21 protein-coding genes are annotated in these 18,726 nt (G+C 55.2%); 19 read left to right on the top strand and 2 right to left on the bottom strand.

Going from position 1 to position 18,726, the window contains the following annotated elements:
- Positions 1-75 precede the first annotated feature (75 nt).
- From DS901_RS16085 to DS901_RS16050, 8 genes are all read left to right on the top strand, one after another.
- Entirely contained in the window at positions 76-291 is a 216-nt protein-coding gene (locus tag DS901_RS16085; RefSeq protein ID WP_113777910.1) for a DUF6732 family protein, read from the top strand.
- Complete coding sequence (locus DS901_RS16080) at positions 288-1,532, top strand: sirohydrochlorin chelatase (RefSeq protein WP_113777909.1); 1,245 nt, start codon at positions 288-290, stop codon at positions 1,530-1,532. The genes DS901_RS16085 and DS901_RS16080 overlap by 4 nt, the downstream gene beginning before the upstream one ends.
- 2 nt (positions 1,533-1,534) lie before the next feature.
- Positions 1,535-2,170, top strand: coding sequence for a precorrin-8X methylmutase (locus DS901_RS16075; protein ID WP_181820897.1), 636 nt, complete (start codon positions 1,535-1,537; stop codon positions 2,168-2,170).
- A complete protein-coding gene (cbiE, locus tag DS901_RS16070) occupies positions 2,163-3,365 on the top strand; it encodes a precorrin-6y C5,15-methyltransferase (decarboxylating) subunit CbiE (RefSeq protein ID WP_113777907.1) in 1,203 nt (400 codons plus the stop codon). The genes DS901_RS16075 and cbiE overlap by 8 nt, the downstream gene beginning before the upstream one ends.
- Entirely contained in the window at positions 3,362-4,063 is a 702-nt protein-coding gene (cobI, locus tag DS901_RS16065) for a precorrin-2 C(20)-methyltransferase (protein ID WP_113777906.1), read from the top strand. Before cbiE ends, cobI begins: the two co-directional genes overlap by 4 nt.
- The gene (cobJ, locus tag DS901_RS16060; RefSeq protein ID WP_113777905.1) at positions 4,054-5,859 is read left to right on the top strand and encodes a precorrin-3B C(17)-methyltransferase; all 1,806 of its coding nucleotides are present in this window, start codon (positions 4,054-4,056) and stop codon (positions 5,857-5,859) included. Before cobI ends, cobJ begins: the two co-directional genes overlap by 10 nt.
- Positions 5,860-5,911: 52 nt before the next feature.
- Positions 5,912-6,679 (top strand): precorrin-4 C(11)-methyltransferase, encoded by a 768-nt coding sequence (gene cobM / locus DS901_RS16055; protein WP_113778075.1) that lies wholly within the window; start codon positions 5,912-5,914, stop codon positions 6,677-6,679.
- Between the two features lie 83 nt (positions 6,680-6,762).
- Positions 6,763-7,110, top strand: coding sequence for a hypothetical protein (locus DS901_RS16050; protein WP_113777904.1), 348 nt, complete (start codon positions 6,763-6,765; stop codon positions 7,108-7,110).
- A 9-nt stretch (positions 7,111-7,119) separates the two neighbouring features.
- On the opposite strand, the gene DS901_RS16045 is transcribed toward DS901_RS16050, so the two are convergent.
- Complete coding sequence (locus tag DS901_RS16045; RefSeq protein ID WP_113778074.1) at positions 7,120-8,289, bottom strand: MalY/PatB family protein; 1,170 nt, start codon at positions 8,287-8,289, stop codon at positions 7,120-7,122.
- Between the two features lie 110 nt (positions 8,290-8,399).
- Here DS901_RS16045 and def (DS901_RS16040) point away from each other — a divergent pair, with 110 nt between their 5' ends.
- The 6 genes from def (DS901_RS16040) to DS901_RS16015 all read left to right on the top strand — a co-directional run bounded on the left by def (DS901_RS16040) (position 8,400) and on the right by DS901_RS16015 (position 12,240).
- Positions 8,400-8,921, top strand: coding sequence for a peptide deformylase (def, locus tag DS901_RS16040; RefSeq protein WP_113777903.1), 522 nt, complete (start codon positions 8,400-8,402; stop codon positions 8,919-8,921).
- A 4-nt stretch (positions 8,922-8,925) separates the two neighbouring features.
- Positions 8,926-9,387 carry a peptide deformylase gene (def, locus tag DS901_RS16035; RefSeq protein ID WP_113777902.1) on the top strand — a complete coding sequence of 154 codons (462 nt, stop codon included), beginning with the start codon at positions 8,926-8,928 and terminating at the stop codon, positions 9,385-9,387.
- A complete protein-coding gene (def, locus tag DS901_RS16030; RefSeq protein ID WP_113777901.1) occupies positions 9,384-9,884 on the top strand; it encodes a peptide deformylase in 501 nt (166 codons plus the stop codon). Before def (DS901_RS16035) ends, def (DS901_RS16030) begins: the two co-directional genes overlap by 4 nt.
- A gap of 127 nt (positions 9,885-10,011) precedes the next feature.
- The gene (locus tag DS901_RS16025) at positions 10,012-10,773 is read left to right on the top strand and encodes a hypothetical protein (protein WP_113777900.1); all 762 of its coding nucleotides are present in this window, start codon (positions 10,012-10,014) and stop codon (positions 10,771-10,773) included.
- A gap of 70 nt (positions 10,774-10,843) precedes the next feature.
- Positions 10,844-11,743: a methionyl-tRNA formyltransferase gene (gene fmt, locus DS901_RS16020; RefSeq protein WP_113777899.1), complete on the top strand. Its 900-nt coding sequence runs from the start codon at positions 10,844-10,846 to the stop codon at positions 11,741-11,743.
- Positions 11,744-11,811: 68 nt separating this feature from the next.
- Entirely contained in the window at positions 11,812-12,240 is a 429-nt protein-coding gene (locus DS901_RS16015; protein WP_113777898.1) for a VOC family protein, read from the top strand.
- 61 nt (positions 12,241-12,301) lie between these two features.
- Here DS901_RS16015 and DS901_RS16010 read toward each other — a convergent pair whose 3' ends face one another.
- A complete protein-coding gene (locus DS901_RS16010; protein WP_258546757.1) occupies positions 12,302-13,465 on the bottom strand; it encodes a C4-dicarboxylate ABC transporter substrate-binding protein in 1,164 nt (387 codons plus the stop codon).
- Positions 13,466-13,792: 327 nt separating this feature from the next.
- Between DS901_RS16010 and DS901_RS16005 the strand changes: the two genes are divergently transcribed.
- The 5 genes from DS901_RS16005 to DS901_RS15985 all read left to right on the top strand — a co-directional run bounded on the left by DS901_RS16005 (position 13,793) and on the right by DS901_RS15985 (position 18,697).
- The gene (locus DS901_RS16005; RefSeq protein WP_113777896.1) at positions 13,793-14,998 is read left to right on the top strand and encodes a M24 family metallopeptidase; all 1,206 of its coding nucleotides are present in this window, start codon (positions 13,793-13,795) and stop codon (positions 14,996-14,998) included.
- A gap of 244 nt (positions 14,999-15,242) precedes the next feature.
- Positions 15,243-16,034, top strand: a complete 792-nt coding sequence (locus DS901_RS16000; RefSeq protein WP_258546756.1) for a L,D-transpeptidase — start codon at positions 15,243-15,245, stop codon at positions 16,032-16,034.
- Between the two features lie 129 nt (positions 16,035-16,163).
- Positions 16,164-17,243, top strand: coding sequence for a hypothetical protein (locus tag DS901_RS15995; protein WP_181820896.1), 1,080 nt, complete (start codon positions 16,164-16,166; stop codon positions 17,241-17,243).
- A gap of 3 nt (positions 17,244-17,246) precedes the next feature.
- Positions 17,247-17,582: a hypothetical protein gene (locus tag DS901_RS15990; protein ID WP_147249955.1), complete on the top strand. Its 336-nt coding sequence runs from the start codon at positions 17,247-17,249 to the stop codon at positions 17,580-17,582.
- Positions 17,579-18,697 carry a hypothetical protein gene (locus DS901_RS15985; RefSeq protein ID WP_113777893.1) on the top strand — a complete coding sequence of 373 codons (1,119 nt, stop codon included), beginning with the start codon at positions 17,579-17,581 and terminating at the stop codon, positions 18,695-18,697. The genes DS901_RS15990 and DS901_RS15985 overlap by 4 nt, the downstream gene beginning before the upstream one ends.
- Positions 18,698-18,726: the final 29 nt, after the last annotated feature.

The raw sequence follows: 18,726 nt of genomic DNA, 5'->3' as shown, positions 1-18,726 counted from the left end.
GAACCAAAGCACCACGTCGTCAAATCCTGCAATTTTGCGGGACCTCTGGTCATGAACCCATAACGGAGAGATCAGATGCGCCTATTGTTAACGTCAATCCTAGTCATGACCGGCTCTGCCGCAGCGGCACACCCCGGCCATTGGGCCGAAGCTGCTGGCCACGATCATTGGGCGGCAGGCATCGCAATTGGGTTGGCTGGTTTGGCCGCGCTTTGGGGTGCTGCGAAGGGCAAGAAAGAAAAAGAAAACGTCGACGAGGGTGACGAAGAGCCCGACGGCGAAGCCGCATGAAAACCGGTGTGATGATTTGCGGCCACGGGTCGCGCAGCCAATCCGCCGTTGATGAATTCGCGACGCTTGCCGAAAAACTACCTGCCTATCTGCCCGACGATTGGTTGACAGACTACGGCTATCTCGAATTTGCGAACCCGGTGATCCGCGACGGGCTGGACCGTTTGCGCGACGCCGGTTGTGAACAGATCTTGGCGGTTCCCGGTATGCTTTTCGCGGCGATGCACGCGAAAAATGATATCCCCACTGTACTGAATACCTATGCGACCAAACACGGCGTCAAGGTCAGCTATGGTCGTGAATTGGGTGTTGATCCCAAGATGATCGCTGCCGCCGCTGGCCGTATCCAAGAGGCCGTTGATCAGGCCAACGCTGATCATGGTGCATTGCCGCTTGTTGAGACTTGTTTGGTGGTCATTGGGCGCGGTGCGTCTGATCCGGATGCCAATGGTAATGTGTCCAAGGTCGCGCGCATGCTTCAAGAGGGAATGGGTTTTGGCTGGTGCGAAGTCGGCTATTCTGGTGTGACCTTCCCGTTGGTCGAACCTTGCCTGCAACATGTGGCGATGCTGCCGTACAAGCGCGTCATCGTGTTTCCGTATTTCTTATTTTCTGGCATTTTGATCGACCGGATTTACGGGTTCACAGATCAAGTCGCCGCCGAGTATCCGGGAATTGACTTCGTCAAAGCAGGTTACTTGGGTGATCACCCGAAGGTGTTAGAGACCTTTGCAGAACGCATCATGGAGCAAAACAGCGATACGCCGCCGCCAAACTGCGGGATTTGTGGCTATCGTAGTCAGGTGCTGGCGCTCGAAGATGGGAAAACCCACAGCATTGCCGTCGAAGACCGCAGTCACCCCGCCTTTGGTGCCGTGCCGCCGCCGACCTGCGTGTTGTGCAAATACCGGACCCAAGTGCTTGGCTTCGAGGCAGAGGTAGGTGCTGTCCAAGAAAGCCATCATCATCACGTTGAAGGCCAAGGCGCGAATGCACCGGGTTCAAACGTGTCTGATTGCCAAATGTGTGATCTATTCTGCACAGGAATGTGCCGATTAGAGTCTGCGCATGACCATCACCATCATGATCATCACGGCGACGATCATGATCATGACCACGGGCATCATCACGACCATGGACACCACCATCATCATGACCATGATCACCAACACGCGGTTTACCCGCATGCCGATCACCCCCATGGTCCCGAAAGTGCGCGTAAAACGCAGGCGAAAACCTGACCATGCGCCCTTATGAAAAAGACCCCACCGCGATCTACGCGCAAAGCTTTGCGACCGTGCGCGCAGAGGCAAGGTTGGAGCGTTTTGCGCCTGATATGCGCCCTTTAATCACGCGGGTCATTCATGCCTGCGGCATGATCGAGGTCGCGGATCGTTTGGCGTTTTCAGTGGATGCTTATGCGGCCGGTCACGCTGCTTTGCAGGCGGGTGCGCCGATCCTTTGCGATTGCGAAATGGTTGGGGCCGGAATTATCCGTCGCTATCTGCCTGCGGATAATCAGGTCATCGTGACCCTGAATAATGACGGCGTGCCTGGGCATGCTGCGGAAATCGGCAACACCCGATCCGCCGCTGCGGTAGAACTATGGAAAGACCATATTGAAGGCGCAGTTGTGGCGATCGGAAATGCACCAACGGCGCTGTTTCATTTGATGGAACTGCTGGATGCAGGTTGGCCAAAACCAGCTGTGATCCTTGGGTTTCCAGTTGGGTTTGTCGGAGCCGCCGAAAGCAAGGCTGAATTGGCCGCAAACCCACGTGGCTGTGATTTTGTTGCGCTGCGCGGGCGGCGCGGCGGGTCTGCGATTGCATCTGCTGCGGTGAACGCGCTCGCGGCAGGGTTGCCCGAAGATGGCTGATCCTTGGCTGCATATTGTTGGTATCGGCGAAGACGGGTTCGACGGGCTGACCTCGGCCACCCGCGCGGTGGTCGCGGCTGCACAGGTGATTGTCGGCGGAAAACGCCATCATGCGCTTGCTGCGAACAAAAATGCTGAACGGCTTGCGTGGCCTTCGCCTTTTGACGCGATGATAGACACGATAAACGGATTGCGCGGGCGTCGGGTGGTGATCTTGGTCACGGGCGACCCGCTGTGGTTTTCTGTTGGGGCGCGTATTGGCCGGGTGATTGATCCCTCAGAAATCATCTACCACCCGCAATTGTCTGCGTTTCAATTGGCCGCTGCCCGCGTGGGCTGGTCATTGCCTGATGTTGAAACGCTGACCGTCCACGGGCGCCCAGTTGAACAAATGATCGCCTTTATCCAACCCGACGCACGTCTTTTGGTGCTGACCACGGGGGCAGAGACGCCCGCGCAAATCGCCGCGTTCTTGACCGAACGGGGCTTTGGTAAATCACGTATGTCGGTTCTGGCCGCGATGGGCGGTAAGGATGAGGCGCGCTTTGACGGTGTCGCCGAAAACTGGGATCACGACGTGCCTGCGTTCAACACATTGGCCGTTGAATGTATCGCAGCCCCTGATGCTGCACTTTTGCCGCGTGTACCGGGGCTTGCGGATAATTTGTTCCAATCTGACGGCACGATGACCAAACAAGAGGTCCGCGCTGCCACTGTCGCCAAGCTGATGCCAATGCGCGGTGCGCTTTTGTGGGATATCGGTTGCGGCTGCGGGTCCGTGGCGATCGAATGGATGCGCGCGGCGCGCTATGCGCGGGCGATCGGAATTGAACCGCGCGCTGATCGGCGCAGCATGGCGGCAGCGAATGCGCTGGCGCTTGGCGCACCAAAGCTGACGTTGGTTGATGGCACCGTGCCAGAGGCACTGGTTGGACTTGATGCCCCAGATGCGATCTTTATCGGCGGTGGTCTTAGCGTAGAAACCTTCACAGCGGCTTGGGCCGCGCTGCGCCCGCTGGGTCGTTTGGTGGTAAATGCCGTCACGCTTGAAAGCGAAGCAGTGTTGATTGCGCTCCACAAAGAATACGGTGGTGATTTGGTGAAAATAGCAACGCATCGGGCAGAGCCTATCGGGCGGCTGACTGGCTGGCGTCCCGCAATGACCGTCACGCAATGGAGCCTCGTAAAACGATGACAGGGACCTTGTATGGCGTCGGGCTTGGCCCCGGCGCAGCAGATTTGATGACATTGCGCGCCGCGCGGCTGATCGAAAACGCGGGCGTGATTGCATACCCGTCGCTGGCGGGGGGCGATAGTTTTGCCCGTGCAATCGCCGCTGACCTGATCGCACCTGACGCGCAAGAGATCGTCATGGATGTGCCAATGACGGTTGAACGCGCCCCCGCGCAAGCGGCCTATGATCAAGGGGCGGCACAGATCGCGGCTGCACTTGATGCTGGCCATGATGTCGTCTGCCTATGCGAGGGCGACCCGTTTTTTTACGGCTCTTTTATGTACCTTTATGCTCGCCTGTCGAACCGGTATCAGGTCGAAGTCGTGCCGGGCGTGACCTCTATCACCGCATGTGCCGCGCGTGCGGGCATGCCATTGGCTGCGCGCAATGAGCGCCTGACTGTGTTGCCCGGCCCGTTGCCATCTGATGAATTGCGCAGCCGTATCGCGGGCGCCGAAAGTGTCGTGATCATGAAAGTCGGGCGGCATTTGACCAAAATTCGCGATGTGATTGATGATCTTGGGCTGACCGATCATGCCGTTTATGTGGAACGCGCGACATTGCCGCAAGAAATTGTGCTGCCATTGGCACAGGCCCCAGAAAAGGCCCCGTATTTTTCTATGATTTTGCTTACAAAAGGGGCCGATCCATGGCTTTGAAACCTGTCGTTTTAGCCTTATCCCAATCCGGCGAAGCCACCGCGCACCGCGTGGCCGCCGCCATCGGCGCGCAAGTTCACGGGCGCGCGGACCGTGTCGCAAAGGCCGATGCATTTTTCCCGAATGCATTGGATCACGCACGTGATTTATTTGCGGCAGGTGTGCCGATCATTGGCGTCTGCGCGTCTGGCATTTTGATCCGTGCTGTGGCCCCGTTGCTCGCCGATAAAACCACCGAACCAGCTGTCGTTTCCGTGTCGGATGATGGGGGCGTTGTTGTGCCTTTGTTAGGTGGGCACCGCGGCGCAAACCGTTTGGCGCGCCAAATTGCTAATGCTTTGGGCGGCGAGGCTGCTGTAACGACCGCCGGGGATGTCGCGCTTGGCGTGGCGTTGGATGAGCCGCCCGCAGGCTACCGTTTGCATAACCCGCAAGATGCGAAATCTGTGATGACGTCATTGCTTGGCGGTGGTGGTGTGACCTTTACTGACGAAGAGCTGTTTGATGTCACGCTTCCCGAAGGCAGCGATGTCGAAATTCTTGTGACTGAAGCGGCCAGCGCAGGAGGCCCGGCAAAGCTGGTCTATCACCCACAGCGGTTTGCGCTAGGGCTTGGCTGTGCGCGTAATGCGGACCCACAAGAAATGTGGGACCATGTTTTAGGGGCGCTTGACGCGGCAGATGTTGCCCCTGATGCGATTGCCTGTGTGGCGTCGATTGATCTGAAGGCAGATGAGCCCGCGATCATCGAGGTGGCCGCGCGTTTGGGCGTGCCGTTGCGCGTGTTCACAGCGGCAGAGTTAGAGGTTGCAACCCCCCGCCTTGCAAACCCATCTGATGTGGTATTTGCCGAGGTCGGCTGTCACGGCGTATCAGAAGGCGCAGCACTTGTTGCGGCGGGTGATGAGGCCGAACTGTCCGTCGCAAAAAGCAAAACGGCGAACACGACATGCGCCGTTGCGCGGGCGGATGATCCGATTACACAGATGCGCGGTCGCGCGCGTGGCAAACTGTCGATCGTGGGCATCGGGCCGGGGCAGGCAACATGGCGCACACCAGAGGTTTCTAAATTGGTGTCTGATGCTGAAGAGCTGGTCGGATACGGGCTTTATATCGATCTGCTTGGGCCATTAGCGATTGGTAAGGAGCGCTCAGATTTTCCGCTGGGCGGTGAAGAAGACCGCTGCCGTTATGCGCTTGAGCAGGCCGGCAAAGGCAAGAACGTTGCGCTTGTTTGTTCTGGAGATGCTGGGATCTATGCGATGGGCGCATTGGTGTTTGAACTTTTGGACCGCAGCCCCGATCAGATGGGTGTGTCCGACGCGGCCCACCGGGTTGAGGTGCAGTGTTCGCCTGGTGTGAGTGCCTTGCAAGGGGCCGCTGCGCGCGCGGGCGCGCCGCTTGGGCATGATTTTTGTGCGATTTCATTGTCAGATTTGCTGACCCCGCGTGAAGACATCATCAAACGTCTAAATGCTGCGGCCCTGGGCGATTTTGTGATCGCGTTTTATAATCCGGTGTCGATGCGCAGACGTACGTTGCTGGCCGAGGCACGTGACATTCTATTGCAACATCGCCCAGCGGATACCCCCGTTATGCTGGCGTCATCGCTTGGTCGCCCCGAAGAACATGTGCGCTATCGACGGTTGAATCAGTTGCAGGTCGATGAGGTTGATATGTTGACCGTCGTTTTGATCGGATCGTCACATTCCAAGCTGGCGCAGATGGGCACTGGCCCACGTATGTACACCCCGCGTGGTTATGCCCGCAAAATTGATGGTGATCTGGCAGAGTGACGCTTTTTCGCGATTGCGAAATGCGCCCCACCCGCCATCCCAAGGAGACAAAATGACAGTTTATTTTATTGGTGCAGGTCCGGGTGATCCTGAGCTTCTCACGCTTAAGGCCGCGCGGTTAATTGGCGAATGCCCGGTTTGCCTGTATGCGGGGTCTTTGGTCCCTGAGGCCGTTGTTGCTTGTGCACCTGCAGGTGCGCTGGTCATGGATACGGCGCCGATGAATTTGGACGAAACCCATGCGCAGATTGTTGCTGCACATGCCCAAGGGCAAAACGTGGCGCGCGTGCATTCGGGTGATCCGTCGCTTTATGGGGCGATTGCAGAACAGATTCGTCGTCTGAAGGCCGAGAGCATCGACTATCAAATCATTCCGGGCGTGCCCGCATACGCCGCGGCGGCTGCCGCATTGGGCACAGAACTGACTGTCCCAGAAGTCGCCCAATCAATCATCCTGACCCGTATGTCGATGAAATCTACGGGCATGCCTACGGGCGAGACGCTTGAGAATTTCGCGAAAACGGGCGCGACATTGGCGATCCATTTGGGTATCCGGGCCCTGCGTGAGATTGAACGTCAGTTGGCACCTTACTATGGCGAGGATTGCCCCGTTGCTGTGGTCTACCGTGTCGGCTGGCCTGATCAGATGATTATCCGTGGCACATTGATGGATGTGCGTGAGAAAGTGCGCGCCGCAAAGATCACGCGCACTGCGTTGATTATGGTTGGTCGCGCCTTGTCCGATTCGAACGGTTTCCCTGACTCTGCATTGTACGACGCGGCCAAACCGCATGTGCTGCGCCCGAAACGCAAAGTTTGATCGCGCAAAATATCGATTTAATAAATCGTCACTTGATGTTTACTATTCTCTGGGCATGCTAGGCTCAGAGGTGGAGGACGACTATGTACGAGTTTTTGCCCGAGGCAGTGCGCCAAGGTCTTGAGGAAGCACGCAAAGCGGCGTTGAAACGTAAGGATCGCTTGTCGGTTCATGACGGTGACGATACCTACCGTATTCGCCGGTTTTGGGACGGGGGGTTTGCGTTGGATTTGACCGGGTCAGGTCGGCTGCGTGGGCATGTTGATATCTATGACGGCCCAAAACATCTGTACCAATGTCTGGTTGTGTCTTCGGTGGCCGAGGACAATGAACGCGTGTTTGAATTCAAATGGTTGCGACCTGTCACCGATGGGCCAGCAGCAGACTACGTGATGCCGGAATTCGCTCCAGCAGGTCTGCTGGAGCGCTAGTCTTCCTCTCTATTGCAGGTCTTCAAAGGCCTTTTGCATCCGCGCGACAGCTTCCTCGATTTGCGCGCGCGGCGCGCCGATGTTGAAGCGCAAGAAATTGTCGCCACCTTTCCCAAAGCTGGGCCCATGGTTTGCGGCAATCTTGGCAATTTTTTCAACGCGAGTCGTAAATTCTTCGGCGTTCATCCCCGTGTCGGAACAGTTGACCCAAGAAAGGTAGGTCGATTCGAGCGTCATCGAACGCAAACCCGGGATCGCATTGATGCCAGCATCAAAGATTTTACGGTTTTCGTTCAGGTAATCCCGCAGGGCGTCGACCCAAGCGGCACCTTCGGGCGAATAGGCGGCGGTGGCCATGTGCAGGCCAAAGCTGTTGGGTGAGATCCCAAGCGCAGCCATACGGCCCGCGAATTTTTCGCGCAAATCAGGATCGGAAATGATCACATTGCCAGAATGGCTACCTGCGATGTTAAAGGTCTTTGTGGTTGCAGTCATCATCACCAAGCGTTCTGCAATCCCATCAATATGCGGCATTGGAATATGGGTTTGACCTGGCATAGTGAGGTCGTGATGAATTTCATCTGAAACAAGGATGAGATCGTGACGTTTGGCAAATGCGGCGACGCCCTCTAACTCGGTTTTGGTCCAGACGCGCCCGCCGGGATTGTGCGGAGAACATAGGATCAACAAGCGTTCATTGCCCAACATTTGGGCGTCATAGGCGTCGAAATCCATCTCGTAGCGGCCGTCGTTATTGACCAACGCGCATTCAACGACCTGGCGATTAGCAGCATGAATGACGCGGGCAAAGGCATGATAAACGGGGGTAAAAAGGACAACGCCATCGCCGGGCTGCGTAAAGGCGTCGATGCAAAGGCCGGTGCCGTTCACAAGACCATGCGTCGTGAAAATCCAGCTAGGGTCAATCGCCCAGCCGTGACGTTCTTGCATCCACCATTGAATGGCGCTGCGATACTTGCTTTCGTCGCCGAAGTAGCCATAGATTCCGTGATCGACCATGTCTTGTAAGGCCTTTTGGATCGGGTCGGCGGCGCGAAATTCCATGTCAGCAACCCACATCGCAATCCCTTCGTCTGGGGAAACCCCATAGATGCTTTCCATCGCATCCCATTTGACACAATGGGTGTTGCGGCGATCAATGGGCGTGTCGAATGTCATGGGCTTTCCTTTTGCTTTTGATGCAAGTTGGCGCAGATGAACGACCTGTTGCAAGGGCGATATTGTACCCTTTGCTTGCGATACAACGGCAGACAGATTAGATCACCGACATGACAGTTAGAAATATCCTTATTCACCCTGATCCGCGACTCAAGAAGGTGACAGATCCCGTCGCTTCGGTATCCGATGACATTCGGCGATTGGCTGATGACATGTTGGAAACTATGTATGACGCGCCCGGTATCGGTTTGGCCGCGCCGCAGGTCGCCAAGATGCTGCGTATGATCGTGATGGATTGCGAAAAAGAAGAAGATGCGACACCCGCGCCGATGGTTTTGATCAATCCGCAGGTGGTTTGGTCGTCTGATGAACGCAGTGTCTATGACGAAGGCTGCCTGTCGATCCCCGATCAATATGCTGAGGTCGAACGCCCGGCTGAGGTCGAAGTCGAATGGATGTCCCTTGATGGGAAAACCCAACGTGAAAAGTTTGACGGGCTCTGGGCGACATGCGTGCAACATGAGATCGACCATTTGGACGGCAAGCTGTTTATTGATTATCTCAAACCGCTCAAACGCCAGATGATCACCCGTAAGATGCAAAAGCTGAAACGCGAAATGGCGCGGGGCTAGGGTAATGGCCGTGCTAGACCTGCGGTTTTTGGGCGATGAAATCTTATCCGCAACGGCCGCGCCCGTTGCGGATTTTGATGCAGCGCTGGCAAGTCTTGCCGATGATATGTTGGACACGATGTATGCGGCGACTGGGCGAGGATTGGCCGCCCCGCAAGTGGGGATCAGCCAGCGCATATTTGTAACAGATGTGACCTGGAAAGAGACAGAGCCGACCCCGTTGGTGTTCGTGAACCCGCAGATCACGGCGCAATCAGACGAGACCAAGATCGGTCCGGAAGGGTGTCTTTCCATCCCAGATCGTAGTTTTGATGTCCCGCGCCCTGTGTGGATTGACATGAAATGGCAAGATATTGATGGCGCTGAAAACACAGCAAGATTTGATGGCATGCAGGCGATTTGTGCCTGTCACGAGCTGGACCATCTTAACGGCGTGCTGATCACGCAATCGGGGCTAGAAACATGATACACCGCCCTTATGTAGCTTGGCCAAATGTCGCTTTGCGCACGACGGCCCAGCCAGTGACTGAGATCACAGATGAAACCCGTGCGATCTGGGATGAGATGATTTTGGCAATGGACACGATGCCCGGCGTCGGGTTGGCAGCACCACAGCTTGGCATCGGACAAGCGCTGGCTGTCGTCGATGCGTCAGAGACACGCGGGCAGGCCGTGCGCATGGCGAACCCAGAGATATTACATGCGAGCGTCGCGCTGCGAGATCACGAAGAAGGCTCGCCCAATTTACCCGGGGTCTGGGCTAAAATTTCGCGCCCGCGTGCCGTCACAGTGCGGTTCTTGAATGAACATGGCGTGTCTGAAGACCGTGATTTTGTCGGGCTGTGGGCGACCTCTGTACAGCACCAAATCGATCATTTGGCGGGCAAGATGTTTTTTGATCATCTGACAAAGATGAAGCGCGATATGTTGGTAAAGAAGGCGCGCAAACTGAACCGGCAATAGATGGGCGATTTAACTTCAAGATTGAATTCTTAGATCTATTGGTTAACGTGGCGTCAGCGGTGTTTCCGCCTGGCGCGCCCAGAAAGAGCGCGACTCCATTGGAACAGTAGTGTTGGGATTTAATGCGATGCGATTTTTACGTTTATCAGTGGCGGCTGGCCTGTGTGCTGCCAGCCTTAGTGCATGTAGCACCACAACCGGCACACCGGCGGAACAAGAGGTCGGAAGCGTAACAATGCGCACCGGGGATGCTGCGAATTACGAATACATTTACCAGCCGACCTCAGGCTCGCCTGACCGAGTTCTGCGCTTGCTACCAAATGCTGGGTGGTATTATTACCCCGATACGCTTGCTGGTGTTCCCGCTGAGTTCAGCGTGTATTTGCAGTCTTCACAAGGGTATCTGTTGCGCGGCACGGTTGACGGCGGCGAGGTGATCATCGTCGATAATGGTGCCCAATTGACACGCACGGGGACAACCATTTTGCCTGCCGCACTTAACACCGGTGGGGTCACATATGGTGGAACCTACGGTGGCATCGTTGTCGACGGGACAGGTGATATGAGTCCGAGTACGATCTCTGGCATTGTCGAAATTGAGGTTGATTTTCACGATTACGCGGTCTCGGGCTCTATTTCAAACAGGGTATTAGATGAAACGATTGCCGCGAATGATATTACGCTGGACTTAACCGATTTGATCGATGGTGCCTTTGAAGGAACCACGACCGGAGGCGATTTGAATACCGGCGGCTTGGTGGCGAGTGCAGGTACCTATACAGGCCTGATCGTTGGACCAAACGGTGAGCACATCATTGGCGCGGTGACGATAACACATACGGGTGTCGATGGTGTGGTTGAGCAAGGCGGAATGATCCTATCCCAATAAGATCGCTTTGCTATTTGCAGCTGATCATGAAGTGGCGTAGCTCTGGCATAAAGACAGACAGGGCTACGTGATGAAAATTATCTTTATGGGAACGCCGGACTTTTCCGTGCCGGTGCTGGATGCTTTGGTCGCGGCTGGTCATGAAATCGCTGCCGTCTATTGCCAACCTCCGCGCCCAGCGGGGCGCGGGAAAAAGGATCGACCAAGTCCTGTGCAAAACAAGGCAGAGGCACTGGGGCTTGAGGTGCGGTACCCTGTCTCGCTCAAATCTACGGAAGAACAGGCTGCCTTTGCGGCGTTGAACGCTGATATTGCTGTCGTTGTGGCCTACGGGCTAATCCTGCCGCAATCCATCTTGGATGCGCCGGACCGTGGGTGTTTGAATATCCATGCCTCGCTTTTGCCGCGTTGGCGTGGGGCCGCACCGATACATCGTGCGATCATGGCGGGGGACGCGCAGACAGGCGTTTGTATTATGCAGATGGAAGCCGGGTTGGATACCGGCCCCGTCTTGCTTCGCGAAACGATTGATATCGGTACGCACGAAACCACCGGGGCATTGCATGACCGTCTGTCGGAACTGGGGGCTGCGTCAATTGTTGCAGCGCTTGATCAATTGGACCAGCTTACCCCGCAAATTCAACCCGACGAAGGCGTGACCTATGCCGCCAAGATCGACAAGACCGAAGCGCGTGTCGACTGGACAAAACCCGCCGTGGATATTGACCGTTTGATCCGTGGCTTGTCGCCATTTCCCGGCGCGTGGTGTGATGTTGCGGGTGAACGGGTTAAGCTACTCGCCAGCACTTGCTCGGATGGCGATGCTGCCCCTGGTTCTGTTATTAGCGGGTTTACCATTGCTTGCGGGACAGGTGCAGTCACCGTGATCCGCGCCCAACGCCAAGGGAAAAAGCCGATGTCTGCGCAAGACGTGCTGCGGGGTCTTGATTTGGGTGCGCGCTTGGGCTGATCGCCATTTCAAGACTTGGATTGTACTTCGTAATCGATATAGTTTCGCGATGAGCGGGAGGATATCACATGAGTACGCCACCATTTTCACTGGTCGGGATCGACCATGTTGTTTTTATTGTTGATGATATGCCTAAGGCGCTCGCGTTTTATCACGACGTGCTGGGCTGTGTGCCTGGCTATTCCTATCCAGCGATGGGGGTGGAACAGGTCTGGGCAGGTGCCGCGTTGATTGTTTTGTGGGATGTGACGCATCCAGGCGCGTCAAGCGCGGTGCCACCAGTGACCGGAGGCCGCAATGTGGATCATGTGTGTATCGCGACTTCGCCATTTGCCCCGGCTGAAATGCGTGCGCATTTAGCAGCACATGCGGTCACGATTGACCGAGAAGCCCAGCATGGTGGCGCGCGCGGCGTGGGCCATTCATTCTATATATTTGACCCGTTCGGTAATAAGCTTGAGATAAAAGGGCCCGCTGAATATCCAGACGGGCGGTAGGTTGCAGTCCTAAAAGCGGTCTGCGGGGAAACCATTTGCCCCCGCAGGCCATTAATCTTAGTTAGTTTGCGGCAATCGTGTCTTGCACCAGATCGTAGATCTCTTGTGCAGGCAGACCTGCGGCAGTGCTATCCGCGATCCATTTGGCCGCAGTGGGTTCAGCAACATTCGCAATGATCGACGACATGATTTCTTGGTTAATGGTCAGTTCCATAATCCCGCGTTCACGCAATGCGGGTAACCAAGCGTCCATCGTCCGACCGTTATAGCTGGCAAGGTAGTGATCGATGGCGCCATCAACAGACGACAGCAGTGCGTCACGGAATTCAGGGCTGAGGCTGTTTAGCGCATCTGTGTTGACAACAACTGGGCAGTTAACGGTGCCGGGGTTCAGGTTTGTTGTCCACCAAGTGGCGTTATCGACGGTGCCAAATGCCATGTGCGCGTGAGGTGCAAAGCTCACGGCGTCGACGTAGCCGGTTTCCATTGCGCGCGCGACTTCGGGCGCTGGAATGTTTGCAACGATACCACCCAGAGACGCGATCGTGTCACCGATACCACCTGTCGCACGGATATTCATACCTTCGAAGCTGGCAAGCGATGTTGGTGGAAAGCCTGCGCCGATCAAGTTCTGCTGTGGCAACGGTGTCGGCATGAGAATAGTGGCGTTCCACCGCGCGAGATCTTCCTTTACGGCGGGATGGTCGTAAACTGCCAACGAAACAGCAACCTCTTGCTCAAGCGTTTCTACGCCAAGAAATGGCAATTCGAGCACCATAAGGGATGGGTTCTTTTCGGGGTGATAACCCGCGCAAAACTGCGCCATTTCAAAGTCGCCAGCGGCGATCCCATCAAGGTTACGGTTACTTTGGGCCAGCCCGCCGTAATCGACGTTCAATGTGAATTCGCCGCCCGTTTTTTCAGAAACCAGTTCTGCGAGCTTTTCGACGTTTTCAGTGAAGGCGCGGCGGCGTCCCCAAACCGAAACGTCCCATGTTACGGGGCCAACTTCAGCACCTGGGCAGGCGTCGCCGATGCAATCTACTTGATCGGCAGCGACTCGGATTGGACCGAAGCCTGATTCAATGACGTAGTTTCCGTCTTGGAAATCGAGCAGTTCGCCGGTGATATTGATGGCGCCGTCGCGCGACGTCAGTGTGACGTCTTCTGCGATGGCCAATGTTGGGGCCGCCAGAGTGGCGATTGCGAGGATGGATGATGCCATCAGACGCTGTGTGCATGTGGATAAATAGTTCATGAAACTAACTTCTACCTTCTGTCTTTGTTCTTGCTCCTGCATCTCAAGCCCGAGCGCCGCGAGATACCGACAATCTACCAATGATGCTTAAGTTGTAGTCGATACGGTGACAATTTGACAAAAAAAAGACCGTAACAAAGTTTTTAATTACGTAATTTGCGCTGAATATGCCCCTGATAACGATATTTATTGATTTGTTAGGGCTGCATCCCTACCGATTCATAGGCAACGATGGCGTCGTTGTGATTCTATTTTGATGTCCTGAACGCCGGGACCTTTTCACGAGGGTCTGACATGACGACACGTCCCCAATTTTACCGTTTCCACCAAGGCACCGAAGTGTTGCCTTTTGCTTCTGCCGAGTATGAGGCGCGCCTTGCAGCTTTGCGTCAAACGATGAACTCACTTGGCGTCGAAGCCGCCGTTTTCACCTCAATGCACAATATCGCCTACTATTCGGGTTTTCTTTATTGTGCCTTTGGCCGCCCCTACGGCTTGGTCGTAACCTCAACTGATTGCGTCACAATCAGCGCTGGGATCGATGCAGCGCAGCCATGGCGGCGCTGCTATGGCGACAACATCACCTATACCGATTGGGAACGTGACAATTATTGGCGCGCTATTCTTTCGGTCACGGGCTCTGGTTGCCACGTTGGCTATGAGGCAGATCACCTAAGCATGTTCCAACATGGCAAGCTGACTGCGTTTCTTGCGCCATCCGCTCAAACCGACCTTGCGCCCCCAACGATGTTGCAACGGATGCATAAATCGCAGGCCGAGCTGGATTTGATCCGCGCGGGTGCCGCAGTCGCGGATGTTGGCGGCTTTGCGATCCGCGATGCGATCAAGCCGGGCATCCGCGAAATTGATGTCGCGATGGCGGGCCGTGACGCGATGGAGATGGAAATCGCCAAACAATTCCCGGACGCAGAATACCGCGACACTTGGGTTTGGTTTCAATCGGGGATCAACACTGACGGCGCACATAACCCGGTCACTTCACGGGTGTTACAGCGCGGGGATATTCTATCGCTGAACACATTCCCGATGATTTCGGGCTACTATACCGCGCTTGAACGGACCTTGTTCGTGGGCGAAGTCGATGACGCCAGCCGCGCCATCTGGGAGGCCAATGTCGCCGCCCATGAATACGGGATGTCATTGCTGGTTCCCGGTGCCTCTTGCGCGGAGGTGACGCGTAAGATTAACGCCTTTTTTGAAGACCGGGATCTGCTGCAATACCGCACTTTTGGCTATGGGCATTCGTTTGGGGTGCTATCGCATTATTACGGGCGCGAAGCGGGGCTTGAGCTGCGCGAAGATATCGACACGGTTCTCGAACCCGGTATGGTTATTTCTATGGAGCCGATGTTGACCATTCCCGAAGGTGCACCTGGCGCAGGCGGCTACCGTGAGCATGATATCTTATTCATCACCGATCAAGGGAACGAAGACATCACGCAATATCCGTTTGGCCCGGATTTTAACGTTGTTGGATAGCGCCGTTCAGTGACCGGATTAAAGTATCGGCAGGGTATGTATCATATACTGCCGGTACTTATTCTTTCGGTGGTAGCTTTGGCAACGTCCGGACATCAACGCCTCATGCGCTGGGCGCAGCGCTTTGCCCAGACATTGCGCGATTGTCACGTTTTATCATCCTATCACGAGAATTTGCTTGCAGCTATTTTGTCTTCCTCGGGCAGAGTGTTAAGACGGGCGAAGCGAAATACTAGGTGATTACATGCAACCATTGACGATTCTTTCACGCCGCGCATTTGGTGCGATGATGCTGGCCAGCACTGCCGCGGCCTGCTCACCGCAATTATCTGAAGAAGATATGGTACCCCAGCCCGAAGACTTCGTCGACGGTTACGGTCCTATCGACGACGCCGGATACCGCTTGCCGGGCATCCCGTCAGAGTATCTGCAAGGGGTGAACCGCCGCGTGTCAGGGACCTATAACGGCGAACAGCCTGGCAATACGCTCGACGTGGATCCTTATGCGAAATTTTTGTACCACGTGCGCGAAGACGGCACGACGACACGCTACCCTGTCGGCGTAGGTCGCGCCGGCAAATCGATCCGCGGGAATGCGACCATTCGGATTAAGCGGCAGTGGCCCGGCTGGACACCAACCGCGAACATGCTGCGCACCGAACCCGAAGTATATGGCGATCTGGCTGCAGGCATTCCGGGTGGCCTGCGCAGCCCGCTAGGTGCGCGCGCACTTTATTTGTTCCGGGGGTCGCGCGACACCTATTACCGCATCCACGGGACGAACGACCTTGAATCCATTGGGAATTCCGGGTCTGCGGGTTGTATTCGGATGTTTAATCAAGATGTTATCCATCTTTTTAATCAGATCGAAGTGCCGATGAAAGTCCATATTCGCGGTCCTGAGGAATCGATGCGGGTTGACCCAGAGAATTATGAGCGTGGCATTGAATTGCCGCCTAAGATTATCGCGGCTGAGGAATTGCTTGGTGAAGAAGCCGAAGCGCGAGATCATGCGCCGATTTTTGACGACGCATAAGTACTTTATTTTACGCGCGGGTCTTGTAAGAATTGACATTGAACAGATGCGCGCCGCCGGTGCGCATTTGAAAATTGACGTTGGCGTACATATGTAACTGTTAACGCATAATAAACGAGGGATATTTTAATGGCCGATTTCCAAACCCAAATTCAAGATTCGCAAGCGCAGGTAGCTGCCGCGCAAAGCAAGATTTCAGAATTAACCAGCCGGATTGAAACAGCACGTACCAAGATGGCCGAGGGGACGGATATCGCTGTTGATATCGAAAATGCGAGCCTCGAAGACGTGCACGCGCATACCGACCTGATGAACGCGAATATCGCGGAACTGATCATGGGGCTGGATGATGTCACATCCGCGTTTTCCAAAGACTTTGAGGAAATGCGCAATAAAACCGGCATGGAATCGTTCATTGGCATTTTCAGCAAAGGCAAGTCTGAAAGCATGCGCCAGGAACGGATGCGCACCGCGTCCATCGACGACAAATTGCAGGACCTAATCAGCAAATCTGACGTCATCATGAAGCTGCTTGAAGGGCAGCTGACAGTGTTGAACGAACAAAAGGTCAGCGTTGAACGCAACCTTGCTGGCACGTTGGATGAGCGCGAAGCGGTCGTGGGTGAATTGGAAGCTGTCCGTGCCGATATTTTGGCGATTGATCCACAGATCATTACGCTCGAAGGTAAGATTTCTGTTGAACAAGATGCAGCTGCGCGGACCAAGTTGGAAACCGAACTGGCGGGGCTCAACTCAAAATACAACGAAATGGTGCAGGCCGAGCAAGTGAAACTGGCCAAGTCCCAGACGCTTGAGCGTTACATCGAAAAGGGCAAGACTTGGATCGACAGTTTGCAGAACCAAGCGGCGACGCAGATGGTGCTGATCAACAAGCTGCAAACAGACACCAAACAACGTGTTGTGCTGTATGATGCCCTGTCCAAATCGTTGAAAACCGCGCAGCAACAAGATGTGGCGCATAAGATCAACGAAATCGGCGTGAAAACCGACCAAGAAGCCCAAACCGCGATGGCCGCCATCGGTGCAGCCACCACAGGCCGCATGGCCGACATGATGGAAGCCCACGAAGACCACATGGTATTCGCGCGCGAAGTGCTAGAACAAAAAGCGAAAGCCGACGAGCGTTTCATGCGCCGTTTCCAAACCATCGTCGAAAAGCATGATAGCAATCAGTATGGGGCTGAATAGGGAGTGACCTTACTAGAAAGTCGGGTGTTCGGAGTGTTTTGGATATCGATGATCGCCTTCGGTTTTTTTGCGACTCTGTTTTCTGGCGGCTATGTGTTGGATGCGCAGATCGTTGACGGACTCCCTCAGTTGGAATTTCGAGATGATCGCACATATCACCCGGGGCGTTTCGGCTGGGTGGGCGTTAGCTGGTTTGAATACTATGTTCACGTGATATCGAAGCTTTGGTTTCATGTCGCTTTTGTATTGTTTGTGGTGTTGATGCTGATTGAAGGCCTGAAAATTAAGCTGCCTCAGTGGTTAGCCGCATTTAAGCAAGGAATGGAGGAAGCGCGATGACAACGAACCTCCAAGCCGATCACATCAAGCTCGAAGATACCCGCGTTACGCGCCGGTATTTTGGCAAGTTTCAGCGGATCACCGGCTACCTCACCAAGGTCGCCGCGACGATGGAGGCCGAAGGCCGATTTTCGCGGCTCGATATCGAAGCTTTGGCGCATTATCTTGTGGGGCTGAACTGGACCTTCACGGCGCTCGCGCATAAATATCATTTCTCGGGGCGGTTCGCCCATGCAGGCAAGCTGACGTTTGACCGGGTTGATAGCGGGTTTCCAGTCTATCAAGAGCTGTTAGAAATGGCGAATGACGCGCTTCAGGCGGAACGCCATTTGGCGTCGATGCCAAGCACCGATGATCTGAAAGATCAGATGGTGCGGGTGATCTTGGGCGAACAAGAAATCCCGACAAAGCTGCAATATGCGCTGTCGCAGCGGCTCTATTATGATGAATTGGCACGCGGCGATCAGTTCTGGGCGCGCAATGATCCGCAGGCCGTCTGGGTGAAAAACAAGGGCGACCGCCGCGTATTTCAGGTGCATTGGGCCGTCTATGACAGCCAGATCAACCTGCCAACGATTTATCTGATGGACCTAGAGGACACGGGCCGCACGGGCCTGCCCAAGGATGAACGCCGTTGGCCAGAGGCCCAAGCGCATCTGATGGCGCAGTCGGTGGCCGGGCTAAAACTGCTGACAATTGCCAAAGGTTTTGACGAAGATTTCGATGATCTGCACCCGACACGACTGCGCCGTTTCCACATAGGCCCGATGTATAGCAACGCCTTTACCCGTCAGTCAGGGCCATTGCGCGAGGTGCTCGAGGCCGCGAATGCGCCCGTGGGCGAAGATTGGGCGCTTGTCTGGACCGAAGAAGAACTTGTCGCCGAACGCGTTGAGCACGTGAAATCCGGGTGGTTCGGATCGGTAGAGCGCCAGATTTTCGCGCGCGATGTGTTTGAACAGGGCGGGTCCAACCTTGGCGCAACAAATATGGAACGGTCCCTGATCATGCCCGAACGCCCCTATCAGGCATTGGCCGAACGCAACCCGCCGGGTTTTCACGACGTGCGCAAGTTCGTCGTCAGCGATAATGGCCGCGTGTTAAGCTATCGGTAAGTTTTTGAACGAAACGAATTGGAATTAGA

It is taken from the genome of Loktanella sp. D2R18 (genome assembly GCF_003318235.1).
Lineage (GTDB): Bacteria > Pseudomonadota > Alphaproteobacteria > Rhodobacterales > Rhodobacteraceae > Yoonia.
This window is presented reverse-complemented; position numbering and strand designations above follow the sequence as displayed.

Coding starts and splice junctions, on each gene's coding strand:
- def (WP_113777902.1), top strand. CDS start 8,926: ATGGCCGTGCTAGACCTGCGGTTTTTGGGCGATGAAATCTTATCCGCA.
- DS901_RS16080 (WP_113777909.1), top strand. CDS start 288: ATGAAAACCGGTGTGATGATTTGCGGCCACGGGTCGCGCAGCCAATCC.
- DS901_RS16000 (WP_258546756.1), top strand. CDS start 15,243: ATGCAACCATTGACGATTCTTTCACGCCGCGCATTTGGTGCGATGATG.
- DS901_RS16015 (WP_113777898.1), top strand. CDS start 11,812: ATGAGTACGCCACCATTTTCACTGGTCGGGATCGACCATGTTGTTTTT.
- cobJ (WP_113777905.1), top strand. CDS start 4,054: ATGGCTTTGAAACCTGTCGTTTTAGCCTTATCCCAATCCGGCGAAGCC.
- DS901_RS16075 (WP_181820897.1), top strand. CDS start 1,535: ATGCGCCCTTATGAAAAAGACCCCACCGCGATCTACGCGCAAAGCTTT.
- def (WP_113777903.1), top strand. CDS start 8,400: ATGACAGTTAGAAATATCCTTATTCACCCTGATCCGCGACTCAAGAAG.
- DS901_RS16050 (WP_113777904.1), top strand. CDS start 6,763: ATGTACGAGTTTTTGCCCGAGGCAGTGCGCCAAGGTCTTGAGGAAGCA.
- cobM (WP_113778075.1), top strand. CDS start 5,912: ATGACAGTTTATTTTATTGGTGCAGGTCCGGGTGATCCTGAGCTTCTC.
- def (WP_113777901.1), top strand. CDS start 9,384: ATGATACACCGCCCTTATGTAGCTTGGCCAAATGTCGCTTTGCGCACG.
- DS901_RS16045 (WP_113778074.1), bottom strand. CDS start 8,289: ATGACATTCGACACGCCCATTGATCGCCGCAACACCCATTGTGTCAAA.
- DS901_RS15985 (WP_113777893.1), top strand. CDS start 17,579: ATGACAACGAACCTCCAAGCCGATCACATCAAGCTCGAAGATACCCGC.
- DS901_RS16085 (WP_113777910.1), top strand. CDS start 76: ATGCGCCTATTGTTAACGTCAATCCTAGTCATGACCGGCTCTGCCGCA.
- DS901_RS15995 (WP_181820896.1), top strand. CDS start 16,164: ATGGCCGATTTCCAAACCCAAATTCAAGATTCGCAAGCGCAGGTAGCT.
- cbiE (WP_113777907.1), top strand. CDS start 2,163: ATGGCTGATCCTTGGCTGCATATTGTTGGTATCGGCGAAGACGGGTTC.
- fmt (WP_113777899.1), top strand. CDS start 10,844: ATGAAAATTATCTTTATGGGAACGCCGGACTTTTCCGTGCCGGTGCTG.
- cobI (WP_113777906.1), top strand. CDS start 3,362: ATGACAGGGACCTTGTATGGCGTCGGGCTTGGCCCCGGCGCAGCAGAT.
- DS901_RS16025 (WP_113777900.1), top strand. CDS start 10,012: ATGCGATTTTTACGTTTATCAGTGGCGGCTGGCCTGTGTGCTGCCAGC.
- DS901_RS16010 (WP_258546757.1), bottom strand. CDS start 13,465: ATGGCATCATCCATCCTCGCAATCGCCACTCTGGCGGCCCCAACATTG.
- DS901_RS16005 (WP_113777896.1), top strand. CDS start 13,793: ATGACGACACGTCCCCAATTTTACCGTTTCCACCAAGGCACCGAAGTG.